The 17,543-nt window shown below is 43.8% G+C and carries 16 protein-coding genes and 1 pseudogene; 8 read left to right on the forward strand and 9 right to left on the reverse strand.

Translation table 11 applies throughout. The features are described 5' to 3' along the window. The first annotated feature begins 183 nt into the window (after positions 1–183). Positions 184–693 (forward strand): hypothetical protein, encoded by a 510-nt coding sequence (locus tag QUA34_RS27160; RefSeq protein WP_333390243.1) that lies wholly within the window; start codon positions 184–186, stop codon positions 691–693. Here QUA34_RS27160 and QUA34_RS27165 read toward each other — a convergent pair. Beyond that, positions 648–1,442, reverse strand: coding sequence for a fused MFS/spermidine synthase (locus QUA34_RS27165; protein ID WP_333390244.1), 795 nt, complete (start codon positions 1,440–1,442; stop codon positions 648–650). The genes QUA34_RS27160 and QUA34_RS27165 overlap by 46 nt on opposite strands. A gap of 385 nt (positions 1,443–1,827) precedes the next feature. On the opposite strand from QUA34_RS27165, the gene QUA34_RS27170 reads away from it, so the two are divergent. Then, positions 1,828–2,070, forward strand: coding sequence for an ISAs1 family transposase (locus tag QUA34_RS27170; protein WP_333390246.1), 243 nt, complete (start codon positions 1,828–1,830; stop codon positions 2,068–2,070). Positions 2,071–2,292: 222 nt separating this feature from the next. On the opposite strand, the gene QUA34_RS27175 is transcribed toward QUA34_RS27170, so the two are convergent. Both QUA34_RS27175 and QUA34_RS27180 read right to left on the reverse strand, forming a co-directional pair. Next, a complete protein-coding gene (locus QUA34_RS27175; protein WP_333390248.1) occupies positions 2,293–2,907 on the reverse strand; it encodes a hypothetical protein in 615 nt (204 codons plus the stop codon). Positions 2,908–3,099: 192 nt separating this feature from the next. Further along, on the reverse strand, positions 3,100–3,645 hold the full coding sequence (locus QUA34_RS27180; RefSeq protein WP_333390250.1) for a hypothetical protein: 546 nt from the start codon (positions 3,643–3,645) through the stop codon (positions 3,100–3,102). 193 nt (positions 3,646–3,838) lie between these two features. On the opposite strand from QUA34_RS27180, the gene QUA34_RS27185 reads away from it, so the two are divergent. After that, positions 3,839–4,600 carry a hypothetical protein gene (locus tag QUA34_RS27185; RefSeq protein ID WP_333390252.1) on the forward strand — a complete coding sequence of 254 codons (762 nt, stop codon included), beginning with the start codon at positions 3,839–3,841 and terminating at the stop codon, positions 4,598–4,600. Here QUA34_RS27185 and QUA34_RS27190 read toward each other — a convergent pair. After that, a complete protein-coding gene (locus QUA34_RS27190; protein WP_333332871.1) occupies positions 4,538–5,737 on the reverse strand; it encodes a transposase in 1,200 nt (399 codons plus the stop codon). The two genes, QUA34_RS27185 and QUA34_RS27190, sit on opposite strands and share 63 nt — an antisense overlap. Positions 5,738–5,830: 93 nt before the next feature. On the opposite strand from QUA34_RS27190, the gene QUA34_RS27195 reads away from it, so the two are divergent. Continuing rightward, entirely contained in the window at positions 5,831–6,562 is a 732-nt protein-coding gene (locus QUA34_RS27195) for a hypothetical protein (protein WP_333390254.1), read from the forward strand. Between the two features lie 226 nt (positions 6,563–6,788). Then, positions 6,789–7,508 (forward strand): annotated as a pseudogene (locus tag QUA34_RS27200) (IS1 family transposase). Positions 7,509–7,569: 61 nt separating this feature from the next. On the opposite strand, the gene QUA34_RS30290 reads toward QUA34_RS27200, so the two are convergent. From QUA34_RS30290 to QUA34_RS27210, 3 genes are all read right to left on the reverse strand, one after another. Then, positions 7,570–7,743 (reverse strand): DUF6444 domain-containing protein, encoded by a 174-nt coding sequence (locus tag QUA34_RS30290; protein WP_445242853.1) that lies wholly within the window; start codon positions 7,741–7,743, stop codon positions 7,570–7,572. Positions 7,744–7,985: 242 nt separating this feature from the next. Continuing rightward, a complete protein-coding gene (gene crtO, locus QUA34_RS27205; protein WP_333082303.1) occupies positions 7,986–9,683 on the reverse strand; it encodes a beta-carotene ketolase CrtO in 1,698 nt (565 codons plus the stop codon). Positions 9,684–10,114: 431 nt separating this feature from the next. Then, positions 10,115–11,215: a tetratricopeptide repeat protein gene (locus QUA34_RS27210; protein ID WP_333390256.1), complete on the reverse strand. Its 1,101-nt coding sequence runs from the start codon at positions 11,213–11,215 to the stop codon at positions 10,115–10,117. A gap of 150 nt (positions 11,216–11,365) precedes the next feature. Between QUA34_RS27210 and QUA34_RS27215 the strand changes: the two genes are divergently transcribed. Together QUA34_RS27215 and QUA34_RS27220 are read left to right on the forward strand one after the other, a co-directional pair. Continuing rightward, positions 11,366–11,692 carry a YbjQ family protein gene (locus tag QUA34_RS27215; RefSeq protein WP_006634531.1) on the forward strand — a complete coding sequence of 109 codons (327 nt, stop codon included), beginning with the start codon at positions 11,366–11,368 and terminating at the stop codon, positions 11,690–11,692. A 269-nt stretch (positions 11,693–11,961) separates the two neighbouring features. Then, entirely contained in the window at positions 11,962–12,585 is a 624-nt protein-coding gene (locus QUA34_RS27220) for a hypothetical protein (RefSeq protein ID WP_333216668.1), read from the forward strand. 229 nt (positions 12,586–12,814) lie between these two features. Here the strand turns inward: QUA34_RS27220 and metH are convergent, their stop codons facing one another. Further along, positions 12,815–16,366 carry a methionine synthase gene (gene metH / locus QUA34_RS27225; RefSeq protein ID WP_333390259.1) on the reverse strand — a complete coding sequence of 1,184 codons (3,552 nt, stop codon included), beginning with the start codon at positions 16,364–16,366 and terminating at the stop codon, positions 12,815–12,817. A 90-nt stretch (positions 16,367–16,456) separates the two neighbouring features. On the opposite strand from metH, the gene QUA34_RS27230 reads away from it, so the two are divergent. Then, positions 16,457–16,780, forward strand: coding sequence for a hypothetical protein (locus QUA34_RS27230; RefSeq protein ID WP_333330656.1), 324 nt, complete (start codon positions 16,457–16,459; stop codon positions 16,778–16,780). 380 nt (positions 16,781–17,160) lie between these two features. On the opposite strand, the gene QUA34_RS27235 is transcribed toward QUA34_RS27230, so the two are convergent. Further along, on the reverse strand, positions 17,161–17,543 hold a 383-nt coding region (locus QUA34_RS27235; protein ID WP_333390262.1), incomplete at its 5' end, for a hypothetical protein.

The raw sequence follows: 17,543 nt of genomic DNA on the forward strand, positions 1-17,543 counted from the left end.
TGAGATTGCACTCACTTTTTTCACTTCTCTATTTTATTGCGATCGCATTCCTCTTTAAAAACTGTCCGGAGTATTGTAAGACTGAAAAAGAATCATTGTGTCGAAACGGAACATTTAGTTTGGCAACGCTTAGATGAATTAGGAATAGTACCAGGTACCTCTTTATATTTTCAAAGTAAAAGAGTGAGGAAAACTCGACCTGCGACCGGATTTGATGTTGCTTGTAAGTGGAAAAGGAACTACGGGGGATGGAAGGTTGAAGAAGCGTGGTTTATACTCACAGATTTAGGGTCATTGCCGGCAGCTATCAATGCTTATAAGCAGCGGATGGGTATTGAAGAAATGTTCCGAGACTGTAAAACAGGAGGCTACGATCTTGAAGGAACCAGCTTAAAAGGAGACCGACTTATTAACATGATTTTGCTCATGACACTTGCGTACACTTCAGCAATATTTCAAGGCACTGAACTGAAAAAAAAGCAGGTACAAAAATATGTATCTCGTCGCAAAGAACCTAAAAAAAGATATCGAAGACGGAGTACATTTGGTGTTGGTTTAGATGGAGAAAAGTGGGTCAATTATCTCGAACAATATTCTGACGAGGTAGAACAGTTAATGAAGTTAACTCCCAATAAACGCCGTTTTTATCAACAAGGTATGCGGGCCGCAACCCTTATACAGTCTATCTCGTAGACCTCTTTGTCACCCCCCCAGGTCGCAATGACAACGCTGTTGCCGGCTTCTAAATTGCATATATAAACTTGTGCGAACACAGTTTGAATTGTTTTCACCGCTGCCGCATTAAACTCTTGTTTGTGGAACAGGTGGACAACTAGAACACCTGCGCTTGACAAGCGAGTTTTGCACAGTTGGTAAAATTCTTGTGTCACCAATTTATAGGGCATATAGCCACTGCCAAAACCAGCATCCACGATAATTATATCGTTTTTTACTGTGGAATTTTGTTGGGCTAGATATTCGCGCCCGTCTTGAATGGCTACTTTGAGTCTGTCGTCGAATTGAATGCCAAAAAAATTTTGAGCTACTTCGACTACTTTTTGGTCAATATCTGTACATTCGACTATCGCGTTAGGGAAATAGTGGTGAAAAAATCTGGGGAGGGTGCCGCCACCAAATCCGATTACATAGATTTTTTTTGGGTGAGTTTTCCAGACTAATGCTAGCAACACGGATCGGGAATAGGGAAAGATTAAATTTAGTGGATTGTTGAGGTCTAGGATTGATTGAGCTACATTTGTGATTAAGGTTTCTCTGTCTGCTAAAAGCAGTAGTAGAACTGAGTTTATTTTTTTGACGGCGATGCAGTTGTCGCCGGAGTTTTGTTGAAATAGGATGCCGTCTGGCTGTTGCTGAATCCAATTGATTTGTTGGTGAATAGCTGCTAAATTGGTAGTTTGTCGATCGCCTTTATAATCAGTCATAAGATTTAAGATTTTAGATTTTAGATTCAGGGTAAACGTATCTTAACTTTAACCCCAAATATGCTACAGTTATATGCGACTATTTTTTTGTGTAGTTTATTCTAGTTCATGAGTGTTATCAATGGCAAGAGGTTTTAGTAAAACTGTAACTTCCCAACAAAAACAAATAAATTAATTGTCTTCAGTGATTTTTTTAACTGCCATTTTTTAAAATATTTTGCCACATTGAACGACCCAAAAATATAAAGAAGTAAAGAAGATTTGCTCAAAGATATTAGATCGATCGCTATTCGAGCTATCATCAGCAGTGCCGACGGATGGGTGGCAATAGAAGCCTATGGTAACGCCAAATATGAATGGTTAAAAAGCTTTCTATAATTACCGAATGGTATACTATCTCGTGACACGTTTAGTCTCCTTATTTGCCCGAATTGAACCGCAGCAGTTTCAAGAATGTTTTTTGAGTTGGGTAAATGCGATAGTCGGGGAATTGGAACTAAACGTGATTGCCATTGATGGCAAAACAATGAAACTATCTTATGACCGAAATGAGCAGCAAAAAGCGCTACATATAGTCACTGCATGGTCTTCATCTCATCAATTAGTGTTAGGCAAAAAAAAGAGATAAAAATTTTAATGAGCTGGATGAGTATGAACCCGTAGAAGGGCGGCTGAGTGTGTCGGAGTTAGTTTGAATAATTCATGTAGGGGCGATCGGGCTTTTTGACAATTTGGGATGTAAGGGCGATCGCCTTTCCATAAAAACAGTTTTTTGATTAGATAATCATCAGGTTAGCTTTAACAGTGAGAAATTTATCTATATAGCTTTGAGAGGAAATTTTGATTTTTTTTAGCTCCAATATTTTAATGCTTTATCGTATGCTTTGATTACTATTTCAGAATTTCTATCTAGCCAATGATGCCGGGTATAGCACTCACATGAGAAAATATCATTCCTAAATAAAGTTAAAGATGATGACATTATCGTACTAGCAATCCCTATTTTCCCGCATTCAGGACAGATTGCCCAATAATGGTTCTCTGAATCATATATTATAGAATCTTCTTGACCTAAAGAACCTGTGCAAGCCAAAAAAAGAACTGAGTATGTCCACCCATACCCTAGAATCAATATGTCTTTCGCATCATCAGAAATAGGCCAAGCGAATCCACCCTGGTCTAAGTATACTAGGTCGCCAGTTTTACCAGCTAATTGTAAACATTTCAACTCTGCTTCCTCTTCGTGTGCAATTTTTGCATTAGGCTTAATCTCGACCCATAAAGCTAAATCAACTATCCAAAAATCAGGTATATATTGCTTTCCATCTGGAAGCTCAAACATCTGTGGTTCGTACTCCCATTTCACTCCTAGCTCATCCCAGAAGACGGCCCATTGAGCCTCCAACCTGGATCTGAATCTCACTCCTTTGTACATAGTTGGTATTGCTTCTATATCTCTAGCCATCTTGTATTCCCCTTAGTATTCTATAGGACTGCTATTTTCTATCCTGTCTCCATTGAACTAATTTCCCTAAAGAGAGGGTAGTTATCCATACTACAATTAGTTACTAACTCCCCAAATTAGTTCAGTTAGCTTTACCCTATTGAGATAATAACCTCTAAAATGAAAATAATCGCAATCAGGTTTACCAGTACCTTATCGATCGCAAATTAGACTATCACCACCTTTTGCATAGCACTCTTGTATCATTTTTTGCCTTTGGTTCTCAAATTGTTCACCCCTTCGCATTTCATCTTCAAATGTCCAATCTTGTGAATTTTCCAAGGAAATAATTCCCGAATCAATAGCCCCCCATCCAATAATTCCCATCAATATTATTCCAAATATAAAAACAAAACCAGCTCCTGAATCTTTGGGGTCATTTGAAATCATCCATAACATTAAGACTAAATGACCTAAAATACCTGATAATAAACCTCCATAAGGGACAAAAAGTAGGAAGAAGTTTAGAGCTATATAAGCTATGCAAACCTTTACTAGAAACTTATATTTTTTAGGCTGTTGAGATAATGGATCTGAATATTTTAAGGGATCTTTATTACTCACTAGGCAGTTAAGCAAGTAAAAAAAGAAAAAAAATCCCAGTATTCCTACTATCATTCCGACTAAAAGATACCCAACCATTACATATTCTAAACCAGGGAAACCTGAAAATATCCACTTACCAAGCGCTCTTTCCATAAGTATTTTTAATTTATGATTAGCATAAATTATTACCTAAATACCAAAGCTGGTCAAGCCATATAAAGTCATATTTGGTAGGGACTTTCTCTTAATAACCAGGTCATAAAAAGTCATATTTAGCTGGTCAAGTTTGAAAAAGTTATGCCTACTTAGGTTACAATCAAGTCAAACCCTTGCATCTACGTGACTAATGGATATTGAAGATGCCTTAGAATTTACTGACAATCTAGCTTTGACTACTACGGGAAAACACTTAGATAGTCTGCAAAAAGCTATACTACGCGGCACTTGGAACAATCAAAAATATAAGGAAATCGCGGAGGAACACAACCGTTCAGAGAAATATGTTAAAGAAGTTGGTTTCAAATTATGGAAACTTCTATCAGTTGCATTAGGCGAGGAACAAGTATCTAAAGCAAATTTTAGAGCAAAGCTGGAAAATTTACAAGTTTCCAATGTCTCACTCGTCGGGAATGGCTGTATTCATATTCGTAACATCTCCGCAGATACTTTTTACTCTCCCAAAGTCTCACAACCTGCACCACAAGACAAGGATAAATTTCACGAAAAAACTAGCAATTCCGAACCTAAAATACATTTAGATTTATGCGATGCACCAGAACCCAACCTATTCTATAACCGCACATCCGAACTCACCACCCTCGAAAACTGGATTTTGGGCCGCACCCGCCTCATCACCATTTTAGGCTTATCCGGTATTGGCAAAACCGCCCTGACACTCCAACTAATCCCACAAATTCAACACGAATTCGATCGCATTATCTGGCGAAGTCTCCGCAACTCCCCACCGCTGGCATCACTCCAAACCGACTTAATTCAATTCTGTAGGGGCGGTGTCCCCGTGCTTACAAGTGTAGGTTTTTTACAATTAGGAGGTGTTAGAAACAACAGGCCAACAAGAGGGCCAAGATTGAGGAAACAAGCGCCCTAGAACAATCGGCTGACCATTGAGCAAATTAGCCACCACATTGAGTAAGCCTTGAAGAAAACAAGATAACTGACGCCCACGATCAGAGCGTCGGGAACGCTGTTTGGCAATATGCCCTTGAGGAAGTTGTTCAAATAGGGATTCTGGGGGAGCTGAATCGGCCCCGCCTCCAACAGTCACCATCCAGAGAGTTGCTACTGCCATTGCCAACCAATGGCGCTCAGCTCGCAGTGGGTCACGCAAACGAGTTTTATGCCATTGCCAACCATCAGATTTAAAATCTCGGTAAGAACACTCAATCCAAGAGCGTAAGCCATACCAAAGTGGATTGCCAACCTCTGGGGCTAAATCAGTCACAATCAGCCACGGATCTTGATAACCAGGCTGCCAACAAGCTAACAAAGTACACCCTAGAGGATTGGTTTTAAAGCAAGTCACGGGTGCTGAATAACTCAGCCCAGGCTTGTCAACGACATCTGCCAGACGCTGCCATTGTGTCTGCTCGTCGAGCTGGTATGTACCTTGATGATTAATCCGTAAAAATGGATGCCAACCCTGGCTGACAATCTGGTGATATAACCAATCGCCATAAAGTCCTCGGTCAGCACAAACGATGACCATCCACTCTGAGGAAACGGCTGGTTTGATTGACTCAAATAGCTCTTGCCAGTGTGGCTTCCAAGCTCCTTTTTCTGTGCCTCTGACCACTTTCCAGGCGACAGGGATGGCACAACTGCGATAGAGAACATTTATTGATAAAACCGTGAAGGTTTGTCCGATATTGGTCGCATCGATCGCCAAAGGTAGCTGTTTCACATGGCTCGGCCATAAATTCAACACCCACCGCAATAATGGGGCAAAATATTGGCTCACTTGTAGTTCAGCGCGTTTGTTTCCTCGCCGAACTCCGCTCTTAGCTTGAGCTTCCTGATACCATTCTTTCAGCCTTTGCCGTACCGTGTTGAATTTTTCTTGGTTCAGTGTCGCAATGAAGTGGGACACTCTTGTCAGGCTACTCGATTGCGTCATTACCATCCCAAAACTCCAAGTCGCTAGCCCTGATGCTTGAGGTAGGGTTAGCTCTGGCAGATGATAGCTGACAATGCTCATCCACTGTTTCAGGTAGTGATTTTTCAGCATAAGTCTCAAAGCTAGATGATGGGCTGACCCGTCCAGTCTCTATATCTGTTGTTCCTCTTCATTGTAAAAAACCTACACTTGTAAGGTGTCCCCGTGCCCGCCCCCTATCCAGAAGAAAGGGCAACCACGGGGGGATTGCCCCTACTAGAATATTTGCGATCGCACCGCTGTCTGATCATCCTCGATGATGTGCAAACAATCTTCAGCAGCCAACAACTCGCAGGAAATTACCAACCAGGATATGAAAATTACGGCCCATTCTTCAAACAACTAACAGAATCATCCCACAACAGTTGCTTAATTCTCCTGAGTTGGGAAAAACCCAGAGAAATCGCTACCTTAGGAGGCGAAAATCGCCCCTGCAAATCTCTGCAACTCAAGGGTTTAGGCCCCGAAGCACAAGAAATATTCAGAGAAAAAGGTTTAGGAGAACCGGAGAAATGGTCAGAACTAATCGACCTTTACCGAGGCAATCCCCTATGGTTAAATATAGTTGCAACTATGATTCAAGACTTATTCGGCGGTAGCGTTTCCGAATTCCTCTCCTATGATACCCTATTCTTAGGTGACTTAGAATCTCTGCTGCACCAACAGTGCGATCGCCTAACCGCATCCGAACAACAAGCTATGGGTTGGCTAGCAAGTACCCCGGAACCAGCAGACATCTCAAAAATACCAGAAAACCTGCAACTATCAAGGGCAGAACTATTAAATGTCATGCAATCTTTAGGACGACGGTCATTAGTTGAAACTGTCCAACAAAATGGGCGATCGCACTTTACTATCGCGCCCGTAATCAGAGAGTATATAACAAACAAAAAATGAAAATCGCCACCTGGAACGTCAACTCAATCCAGTAGTAATAAATATGTAGTGAAGTTTAATTACAGTAATTGAATACATATGATAATTTTATAAATGACACAATCAAATTTTGTGATTTTAATATTTCTTTACGCGCTCGAATGTAGATTTAGTTACACTTCTGCTCTCATGACTAAACTATTGCTGGAATCCTTAATATCTGCCAACATTAGTTGAGTCATGTAATATGCTATTTTTACGACCAGACTGCCCTGATTGTGGTTCAAATCACATAGTGAAAAATGGTAGAATTCATAATAAAAAACCAAAATACAAATGTCAAAGTTGCGGTCGCCAATTTGTCTAAAATCCGACAAACAAAGTAATTAGCTCACAAACAAAAGATTTAATCGATCGACTTCTTTTGGAGAAGATTTCTTTGGCTGGTATAGCTAGAAGCACTGGTGTTTATCAAAAATGACAGGATTATGTAAATAATAAATATGCCTCAATCGAACGCACAGTAAAGGTTAAACCTAAAAATAAAGTCAGATTGAATGTTGAATGTGATGAACTGTGGTCATTTGTAGATTGCAAAGAAAATAAGCAATGGGTGTGGTTAGCAAGGGATAGAGAAACCAGAGAAATTATTGGTGTTTATATTGGCGATCGTAGCCAAGAAGGAGCCAAACAATTATGGAATTCTCTACCTCCTGTATATCGACAATGTGCTGTTTGCTATACAGATTTTTGGCAGGCTTATGCTTGTATTTTTCCTTCGCTACGCCATCAACCAGTTGGTAAAGACAGTGGAAAAACTAATCACATTGAAAGATTTAATAATACTTTGCGCCAACGTGTTTCTCGGCTCGTAAGAAAGACTTTTTCATTTTCTAAAAAGTTAGAAAACCATATTGGTGCTATTTGGTATTTTATCCATCATTACAACTATGTTTTGAGCCAATGAATATCTAATCACTACATATTTATCACTACCCAATTTTCGATGGCTTAATGTTTGGCTTGAATCATGAGGATGGTGGAGTGCTGGAATTTTGGCTAGTTTTGGTGGGAGATGGGCCTAGTTTTGGTTCGTATGTGGCTAATGCTGCGCTAAGTTTTTGGATTTCTGGCCATAGCTCTACTATCAAGGCTTCTTTTGCCTCGTTCGATAGTTGCTTTAAGTCGGGGAGTTTTTCCATTCCTTGATCTAATGTCTATCTTGTCTTCTTGTCAAGGGGGTTGAGCAATTACAAATAAAATTACTCTATTTTGCAACTAACCCTAATGGAAACATTAATAGGACTTACGCATAGGGGGATAGAAACCGGGTATTTTACGACAATAGTTGGTTGTGACCTCTGATTCGGTAAAAAACCCGGTTTCTTCGATGGGAGTGTGTAAGTCCTGAGTAAATCAATAAGGGCGGGCAGTGCCAGTCCTCTTACTTCTCATTACTCCGAAATACCGACTTACCCTTCGCTTTCAGAGTATTAGCGGCATCTGCTAAAGTCTGCGCGAAAGGCTGCTGCGAGTGCATGAAAACGCGAGCGGTATTGCGTCCCGGCATCCCCGAAATTGAGCCACCCGGATGCGTTCCCGCCCCCGTGAGGAACAAACCATCGATCGGCGTTTTGTAATTCGCCAACTCCGGCAAAGGACGGAAAAATATCATCTGATCTAGCGTCATATCAACGTGATAATAATTCCCTTTCAAAGCCCCCAAACGCTCTCCCAATTCTGCCGGACTTTCCACGTGGCGTCCTATAATAGAATTTTTGATATTTGGCGCGTATTCTGCTAATTTATCAATGCAGCGATCGGCAACTTTGTTCTTCAGCTCATCCGTCCAACCCGTACCGTGCTGGCCGGTTCCTTCAGCATTTTCGATCATGTAAGGAGCAAAAAATTCAATCCAAGCCGTATGATGTCCGGGGGGAGCCATTGACGGGTCTAGTACCGTCGGAAACACCACATACATCGATGGGTCTGAGTCGGGGATTCTGCCAATTGAAGGGTCGCTGTGAGCGATTTCAACGTGTCTCACCGAGTCGGCAATTAAAACCGAACCGATTAAAAATTCGTCCCGATGATTCCAGCGCTCAAACTTGGGCATTTCATTTAGAGCTAAGTCTATTTTGAGAATAGTCTCGTTGTTGTTAACAATTTTGCGCTCCAATCTTTCCCGCAAATCCGGGTCGGCACTGTCAACATCGCTGGAGTCCATTAAGTGCAGAAACAAGCGCTTAGCATCAATATTAGAAATGACACCTTTTGTCGCGCGGTATTCCGTGCCGTTGGCAACTCGAACTCCCACAGCGCGACCGTCATCAATTAATATTTTCTCGACGTGCTGGTCGGTAAGTACCACACCAGAGTAACTTTTCACTACATTTAGCAGTGCTTGCACTAATGCACCCGTCCCTCCGCGCGGTCTTGCCATACCGGGATTGTGTCTCATTGCCAGCATAATTGCGCCTACAGCAAGGGTTTTTTGCGAAGGAGGCGCGCCGAGTTCTGAGGCGAATCTTGCTAGGGGTGCTTTGATAAATTCCTCGTCAAACCACTCGTTGACAATGTCTTCAGCGCTGGTGAGCATCGTGCGAATAAAGTCCAGCGTTTTGTCGGGGGAACCGATGACTGACAATAAATCTTTGATCTTTGAAATATCGTAGTTGCCCAGAATATCTATGATGGATTTTGGTGGCGCATTAAACATCGGAACCATTGCACCTAAAGCCCGCTGCCAAAAGTCTGTATATTCGGCATATTTTTTAGCATCGCGCTCGTTGTAGCGCGCAATTTCAGCACAAGTTTTTTCTACAGATTTGTGTGCTAAGAAATATTTACCGTCGGGATGCGGACAAAAGGCAACTGGATCGCAGAAAAGATATTCTAAACCGTGTTTTTCCAGTTCTAATTCTTCGACAACTGGTCCTAAATGGATAAACTCGTGGTCGATTGCGCACATATTGAATTTAAAATCCGGCAATTCCGGAATCGCAGCTTCAGTAGTTGCCGCGCCGCCGGGAACCGAACGTTTTTCTAACAACAGAACGGTATATCCAGCTTTCAGCAGATAAGACGCACAGACGAGTCCGTTGTGACCTGCGCCTATGATAATGACATCATACGTTTGCATAGATGAAGTTCTAGGGAGAGGATATTTTGCTTATTTTACAAATGTTAACAACTTTGCCGTCTCTACCAATAGAAATAGATTCATTGTCAGTAAGCCTTTTTAGCATATTACAAAAGATGGAGCTTTGACAAAACGCTGTTGTGTAACCGCCTTATTTCTTCTTAAATTTACAGAGCTATCGCCTTTCTTATATCGCGCCAATATTGTACTCTATTTAGCCACATTTATTTGCATTCAATTAAAAATTTAAGCAAACGAAGCAAGAAGGAAAAAGGAAGAGGAAAGGGGGCAGAGGGAATAGGGAATAGAAACAGTTTTGAGATTGCTTTTTTCCTGGCAACACGGCGATTGGAAGGAGTTAAGCCCTAGGAAAATTACTTACTCCACACTCAAAACTGCTAGCCAATTACCTATTAGTACAGTGAGAAATATTACTTCAGTTCCCGCAATGCCGCCTCAGCTTTTTGTACACCATCATTGTTGCCTTGCTGGCGGTAAGTGTCGAGGGCTTGTTGAAAAGCTTCAATTGCTTCGGATTTGCGATCGCGCGCTTGGAGTGCCTTACCCATATTGTAATAAGCTTCTGCCCGGTTTGGGTCAAGCTTAATCACTCGCCGAAAAGTAGTAATCGCTCCTGAAAAATCTTGTTTTTCCAGTTGAATTTTCCCCATTCCTGCGTGTGCTTCCACTAAATTAGGTCGCACCGCAATAGCCCGCTGATAAGCTATAAGCGCTCCGTCGAAGTCGTTTTGAGCCTGGAGAAGTTCGCCAATTTCTAGCTGCACTTCTGGATTCCGGGGCTCCAATTTGGCAGCTTCTTCAAAAGCTGCTAGCCCTTCGGAAGTATAGCCGGCACGCAGCAAAGCAGTGCCTAATTTTAACTGGACACCTGCTTGTTTGGGAGCGAGTTCGGCTGCTTGTTGGAGCACGGTGACAGCACTGGCAAAACTTCCCTGCTGGATCAATACTAACCCCATTGAAGAATAAGCTTGCCAATTTTTCGGATCGAGGGCGATCGCCTCTTGGTATGCTTTAAAAGAACCGCTGTAATCTTTTTGCTGAAAGAGTACCACTCCGAGACCGATTCGGGCATTGACATTTTTGCGATCGAGCACAGCGGCGCGGCGGTAAGCTGTGGCTGCTGCGGGATAGTTTTGTAAATTCGCCATAGCATATCCTAATGCGTATTGGAAGTCAGCATTATTCGGTTCGAGACCGATCGCTTGTTGGTAAAATTCTACTGAGGCTTGATAGTTGCCCTGACGCGCTTCTAAATAGCCAATACCCGAAAAAATGCGGGGGTTTTCCGTATCTAAACGCGCCGCTTCTTGATAAATGGCGATCGCCCTAGTGTAGTCTCCTAAATCTACAAACTCGCGCCCTTGTCGCAGCAGATCATCTAAATTTGAATTATTTTGAGGGTTGACTTGAACGGATATTTCTGCTGAGAGCGCTATCTGCGGCGCTGCGACAGCGAATCCTGCTACTAGCAACGTACTGAATACCAAGAGACTTTGTTTGTGCACGGCCATGTGTTTCAAAGAGTATGTGGAATGGAAGAGCGAGTTGCTGTCAGCTTGGCAAGCTGACAACTTATGATTTACCAGGAATGTTTGAGTGGCGAGATGTAGTAAATCTACAGAACAAGACCCACTCAAAATTTTCGCGATTGAGGCCAACTGATGATTGTAACAACAACTGATATCATCCAAGGAGCAGAAATTCAATCTTACCTGGGAATTGTAACTGCTGAGGTTGTCTACGGCACCAATGCCCTGCGAGATTTCTTCGCGGGCATTCGCGACATCATCGGCGGGCGCACCGGCAGTTACGAGGAAGTGTTTCTCAAAGGACAGCGAGATGCCCTCGCGGAACTGGAAAAACGGGCCCAGCGCCTCGGCGCCAATGCCGTAATCGGGGTGGAAGTTGACACCGGCACGATTAATGTAGACTCAAACGGGGCTTTGCTGCTGATTACTGCCGTTGGAACGGCTGTAAGATTGCGTTAAGCTGTTTTTTCTGTATACGTCCGCATTTTCTGTATACATCCGGCAAGTTTTCCAACGGGATAAAATAGTTATCAGTCATCAGTCATCAGTCATCAGTCATTAGCTAATAGCGGGTGGCTGGGGGCGGATGACTTTTTCGTTTCTTTCTTCAGACATAGATACTGGTTATTTCCGCAGGCAGATATAGTTTCTATCAATCTCAGCCACAATCAATGCTTAAGTGAAAGATTGTTAAAAATTAAAGCAAATCTCAGAGGAAAAAAAAATCTATGTCATACGTAAATAGACCTGTAGATAACGTTGGTACCGAACCCGTGGTCGTAAATTCAGTGATGGAATACCACGATCGAGTACGTTGGGGCCCGATTTTTTCTGGTTTGGTAATTGCGATCGGCACACAACTGGTGTTAAGTGCATTGGGCGCTGCGATCGGGTTGAGCAACATTGCTGGTTCAGGAGCTCCGCGCACTATTGCCGGGGACGTGGGTACCGGCGTGGGAATTTGGTCAATTATTAGTTTGTTAATTAGCTTGGCCGTTGGCGGTTGGGTAACTGCTCGCGCTTGCGGCCCGATGAACCGCAACACAGCGCTTTTAAATGGAGCAATTTTGTGGGCAACGACCTTAACAATTGGCTCTTGGCTGTTAGCAAATGGCGTGGCCGGCACTTTTGGCGTAATAGCTGCGAATGCGGGAGAAGCAATTAATCAAGCACAGCAGGGCGGGGTCGATTTGCCGAACCGAGCACCTAACGTATCTGCTCAGGATACTCGAAATATTGCTGGTAATGCTGCAAAAGCTGGTTGGTCGTTCTTGTTCGGCTCACTATTGGGTTTAGTTGCTTCGATGGTAGGAGCATCTGCCGGCGCCCGCACTCCCCGGAATTACTCGTAAAAGTTTCGTCAGAGACGGAAAGTTCATATTCAGGAAAGCACTTTTGTTAAGGTGCTTTTTTGTTAGTTTTTCCTTCCCAGGTTCTAGCCGGAAATGAATTTCTGGAGGCTCTGCCTCCAGGTTTTTAAGTTGAGGCATAGCCTCTGGATCTGTGTTACCAGGCAGAGCCTGGTAACGAGTATAAGAACGAGAAAAACGACAGAAAAAAGTGTGAGGCGTACCCTACCAATTAAGCGCTGAAGTATTTGGCTGCTGGGTGATAGGTGATAATTGCGGTTGTTGATTGTTCGGGATAAAGTTGTTCGCTTTCATCCATGTAGAGGTTGATGCGATCGCACTTTAACAATTCCAGTTGCTTGTACTGATCCGCCATATTCGGACAAGCGGGATAGCCGAAACTGTACCGCGAACCGCGATATCTTTGGGCTAGCATATCGCGAATGTTGTCCGGTTCTTCGCTACCAAAGCCCAATTCGCGCCGAATTCGCGCGTGAGTCCATTCTGCTATTGCTTCCGCTGTCTGTACCGCTAATCCATGAAAGTAGAGATAGTCGGTATATTGATTATTAGCAAATAGCTTTTGCGCGTACTCTGTAGCAATCTCTCCCACTGTCGCTACTTGCATCGGAAATACATCGATTTTACCCGATTCTTTGGGCGCAAAGAAGTCGGCAATGCACAGCCGTCGCGCCGATTTTTGCCGGGGAAATGTGAATGTTGCAGCGGGTGTCGATACATCTTGCCCGCCATCCATGATTTCTGGATCGTACAAATGCAAAGAATTACCTTCAGCTTGACAGGGAAAATACCCGTAAATTGCTTGCGGCTGCAGTAAATTTTCGGTGATGACTTTGTGTTTCCACTCTTCCAAGATGGGATAAACTTTTTCCGCTAAGAAAGCGTCGTATTCTTCCCGCGATTGGTCTTTTGGCTTGCGGAATTGCCACTGACCCGCAACTAAAGCTTGCAAATCTAAGTGCCAGAAAATCTCCTCAAAGGGGATGTCTTCTCCCTGCAACAGTTTCGTTCCCCAGAAGGGAGAATTCGGGCGATCGATATCTGCTGAAACTGCCTCGGATCGCCTGGTATCTATTACCACAGGAGTGTCTGCTTTCTTGGCATCTTCTACAGAATTTTCTGGCGCAGCTTTAGCTTCTTTAACCGCGCCATTATCCTGTCCTATTTCATCTAAAAATCCTTGCAAATCTTCCCATTTACCCGCAGATTTTGCAGGCATGAGTTTGTCCATAAAGTGCAAGTCGGAAAACGCATCTTTGCCGTAAACGACTTTACCTTTGTAGGTATTTTGGCAGTCTTCATGTACAAATTTGGGAGTCAAAGCCGCGCCGCCCAAAATTACCGGAACGGTGATGCCTTTCTGGTTGAATACTTCCAGATTTTCTTTCATGAATGCGGTGGATTTTACCAGCAAGCCACTCATGGCAATACAGTCTGCTTTGTGCTTTTCGTAAGCTTCGATGATATTGTCAACCGACTGTTTAATTCCCAAGTTGATCACTCGGTAGCCGTTGTTTGATAAAATAATATCAACCAAGTTTTTGCCGATATCGTGAACGTCGCCTTTGACAGTAGCGATGATGAATGTCCCTTTGGCATTGTCCCCGGATTCGGACTTTTCCATGTGCGGTTCTAAATAGGCAACTGCCGCTTTCATTGTTTCTGCTGACTGCAAAACAAAGGGCAGTTGCATTTGTCCCGAACCGAACAATTCTCCGACTACTTTCATGCCGTCTAACAGGAAAGTATTGATAATGTGGAGAGGCGGATAGGTTTCTAATGCTTTGGCGAGTTGGATATCTAGTCCAATGCGTTCGCCGTCGATGATGTGCTGCTTCAGGCGTTCTTCTACCGGAAGGCTTGCGTCTTCTGTCCGATCGCGCTTGGTAGTTTTGCCCGCAAACACCGTTGTCAGCTCGCCCAAGGGGTCGTAAACGCAAATTTCGCCGTCAAACTCCCGTTCGTCGTAAATGAGTTTACGGCAGATTTCTTGGTGTTTGGGGTCGATTTTGGCGAGGGGTAAAATCTTATTAGCGCTGACAATTGCCGAGTCCATCCCGGCTTGCATCGCTTCGTGCAAAAACATGGAATTCAAAACTTGCCGCGCCGCCGGATTCAAGCCGAAGGAAATGTTAGAAACTCCTAAAATTACGTGACAACCGGGCAATTCTTGGCGGATGCGGCGGATGGATTCGATCGTAGCTTTGCCGTTTTTTCTGTCTTCTTCAATCCCGGTGGAAATGGGCAATGCTAGGGTATCAAAAAAGATTTCTTGGGGGGGAATGCCGTAGGCGACGGCGGCGTTATAGGCGCGTTGGGCGATCGCAAATTTTTGGTCGGCAGTTCTCGCCATCCCGTCTTCGTCAATTGTACCAATAACTATGCCCGCGCCATATTTTTTCGCCAACTCCAAAACTTGATAAAAACGCGGTTCTCCGTCTTCGTAGTTAGTGGAATTCAGCAAACATTTGCCGCCCGCCACTTTTAAGCCGGCTTCCATTTTTTCCCATTCGGTGGAATCCAGCATTAAAGGGAGAGTGGCATTAGTCACCACGCGGGAAACTAATTCTTTCATATCTCGCACGCCGTCGCGGCCGACATAATCAACGTTGACATCGAGAACGTGCGCGCCTTCTCGCACTTGTTCCCTAGCCATTGCTACTAAACCATCCCAGTCTTCAGCATTTAGCAAATCGCGGCATTTTTTGGAACCGCTGGCGTTGAGTCTTTCGCCGACAATTAAGAAGGAATTCTCTTGTTCGTAGGGTTGGGCGGTGTAAATTGAAGCGGCGGATGGTTCCCAAGTAATTTCGCGGATTTTGGGTTTAAGAGTTTTACCAATTTCTGATAGTTCGCGGATGTGATCGTAGCGGGTGCCGCAGCAGCCACCGATGACTTGCACGCCTAAGTCTTCGACAAACCGCATCAAGGCCATTTTTAATTCTATTGGCGTGAGTTTGTAGTGCGCGTGTCCGCCGATGTTTTCGGGTAAACCAGCGTTGGGCACGCAGGAAACTACGAAGGGCGAATGTTCGGAAAGGTATTTGACGTGTTCGGCCATGCGATCGGGCCCGGTGGCGCAGTTGAGGCCTAAGATATCTATGGGATAGGGTTGCAAAATTGCGAGGGCGGCGCTGATATCGGAACCGACTAACATTGTGCCGGTGGCTTCCATTGTGACTGATACCATTAACGGAATCCGCGCACCTTTTTTCTTAAATACTTCTTCAATGGCATTTAATGCTGATTTAATTTGCAGCACATCTTGACAAGTTTCGACAATAAATAAGTCAACGCCGCCGTCATAAAGTCCTTCTGCTTGTTCGGCAAAAGCGGCGGTGAGTGTGTCGAAATCGATGTGTCCTAATGTGGGCAATTTAGTGCCAGGCCCGATCGATCCTGCGACAAATCGAGGTTTTTCTGGCGTGGAAAATTCGGCGGCGATACCCTTGGCGAGTTCGGCGGCAGTTTTGTTGAGATAATATGCTTTGTCTGCCAAATCGTATTCGGCGAGCACGATGGAAGCAGCGCCGAAGGTGTCTGTTTCGATGACATCGGCCCCTGCTTCGAGGAATCCCCGGTGCACGTTGGCGACGGCTTCCGGCTTGGTGTGGACGAGATATTCGTTGCAGCCTTCGTATTCTTTGCCGCCAAAGTCTTCTGCGGTGAGATTTTGGACTTGCAGGTTGGTTCCCATCGCGCCGTCGAAGACGATGACGGGGCGTGAGGGGTGGTGGAGGCGATCGAGGAATCTACTATTCATAAGCGGTAAAGAAAGGCAGGTGCTATATATTTACAATTTTATCTATTGTGCAATATTGTCAACAATTATGTGACTGTTGGCAAACGACTAATGACTGAAGGATTTAATGCTGCTGACAATAGTTCGATCGTACCTGTAATTTTACCGATCGCCCTGGATAATTGTCAAAATTCTGTTGTGGGCGAGGCTGCGGGGGGAAAACGGGCGAGTTGTGAGGGATTTTTTCGCTTAACTGTTGAGGAATTTTGCGAAAATGCGATCGCCACAATTAAACGAGTGATGTTAAAGGGCGATCGAATTTTCGGCTATCTCGTAGTTATGCTGATAAGTGCGATCGCGAGCGCTACTCCTAGCACAAGCCATTGTTTGAATGTTTCTTCTACGAATGGACAGAATGCGGTCAGCTCCCATTAGTTGTTCATTAGAAGTCTCCTTCCAAATTCCACGATTTTATCAATGAGTCTCGAACAGCATGGGTTAGTTTGAAAGCAGCGAGTTGCTTTTTGTTAATTGGTTCAAGACTATAATCGATAACTCCAGCTAACTCCACCATCTGTTTTTATATACTTTTTGCCCTCACTAAAGATGCGCCCAGAACTAGCGAAGCTAAGCTAATCCGCATTTAAGTTGCATAGTAAAATAAATTTTTCCTCTTGTGGGGAGTAGGGGTTGGGCAGGAGAGCCCGCCCTCAACATACAAATTAAATGCACAACAGCTTAATATGAGCATAAAAAAACGACCTGGTATTTGCACCAAGGTCGAGTTGATTAATGGAGATCGTCTATACAAGCTTTCATCGATCTGTGAATGTTGCTAGAGTGTAAAGCTGATTGTCTATACCAACACCAACCAAAGTTCCATCTCCCATCGTAGCAACACTAAGTAGGTTGCCTCCCTCTCCTACAAGCTTCCATTTATCTGTGAATGTTGCTAGAGTGTAAAGCTTATTGTCTATACCAACACCAACTAAAGTTCCATCTCCCATCGTAGCAACACTAAGTAGGTTGCCTCCCTCTCCTACCAGCTTCCATTTATCTGTGAATGTTGCTAGAGTGTAAAGCTTATTGTCTATACCAACACCAACTAAAGTTCCATCTTGCATCGTAGCAACACTAAGTAGGTTGCCTCCCTCTCCTACCAGCTTCCATTTATCTGTGAATGTTGCTAGAGTGTAAA

Source organism: Microcoleus sp. POL10_C6, assembly GCF_036701585.1.
Taxonomy (GTDB): Bacteria; Cyanobacteriota; Cyanobacteriia; order Cyanobacteriales; family Microcoleaceae; genus Microcoleus.

Bases quoted from the DNA above. Each gene is read 5' to 3' on its own strand.
- metH (WP_333390259.1), bottom strand. From the start codon at position 16,366: ATGAATAGTAGATTCCTCGATCGCCTCCACCACCCCTCACGCCCCGTC.
- QUA34_RS27180 (WP_333390250.1), bottom strand. From the start codon at position 3,645: ATGGAAAGAGCGCTTGGTAAGTGGATATTTTCAGGTTTCCCTGGTTTA.
- crtO (WP_333082303.1), bottom strand. From the start codon at position 9,683: ATGCAAACGTATGATGTCATTATCATAGGCGCAGGTCACAACGGACTC.
- QUA34_RS27170 (WP_333390246.1), top strand. From the start codon at position 1,828: ATGGTATACTATCTCGTGACACGTTTAGTCTCCTTATTTGCCCGAATT.
- QUA34_RS27175 (WP_333390248.1), bottom strand. From the start codon at position 2,907: ATGGCTAGAGATATAGAAGCAATACCAACTATGTACAAAGGAGTGAGA.
- QUA34_RS27230 (WP_333330656.1), top strand. From the start codon at position 16,457: ATGACTGAAGGATTTAATGCTGCTGACAATAGTTCGATCGTACCTGTA.
- QUA34_RS27165 (WP_333390244.1), bottom strand. From the start codon at position 1,442: ATGACTGATTATAAAGGCGATCGACAAACTACCAATTTAGCAGCTATT.
- QUA34_RS30290 (WP_445242853.1), bottom strand. From the start codon at position 7,743: ATGGAAAAACTCCCCGACTTAAAGCAACTATCGAACGAGGCAAAAGAA.
- QUA34_RS27215 (WP_006634531.1), top strand. From the start codon at position 11,366: ATGATTGTAACAACAACTGATATCATCCAAGGAGCAGAAATTCAATCT.
- QUA34_RS27185 (WP_333390252.1), top strand. From the start codon at position 3,839: ATGGATATTGAAGATGCCTTAGAATTTACTGACAATCTAGCTTTGACT.
- QUA34_RS27220 (WP_333216668.1), top strand. From the start codon at position 11,962: ATGTCATACGTAAATAGACCTGTAGATAACGTTGGTACCGAACCCGTG.
- QUA34_RS27190 (WP_333332871.1), bottom strand. From the start codon at position 5,737: ATGCTGAAAAATCACTACCTGAAACAGTGGATGAGCATTGTCAGCTAT.
- QUA34_RS27210 (WP_333390256.1), bottom strand. From the start codon at position 11,215: ATGGCCGTGCACAAACAAAGTCTCTTGGTATTCAGTACGTTGCTAGTA.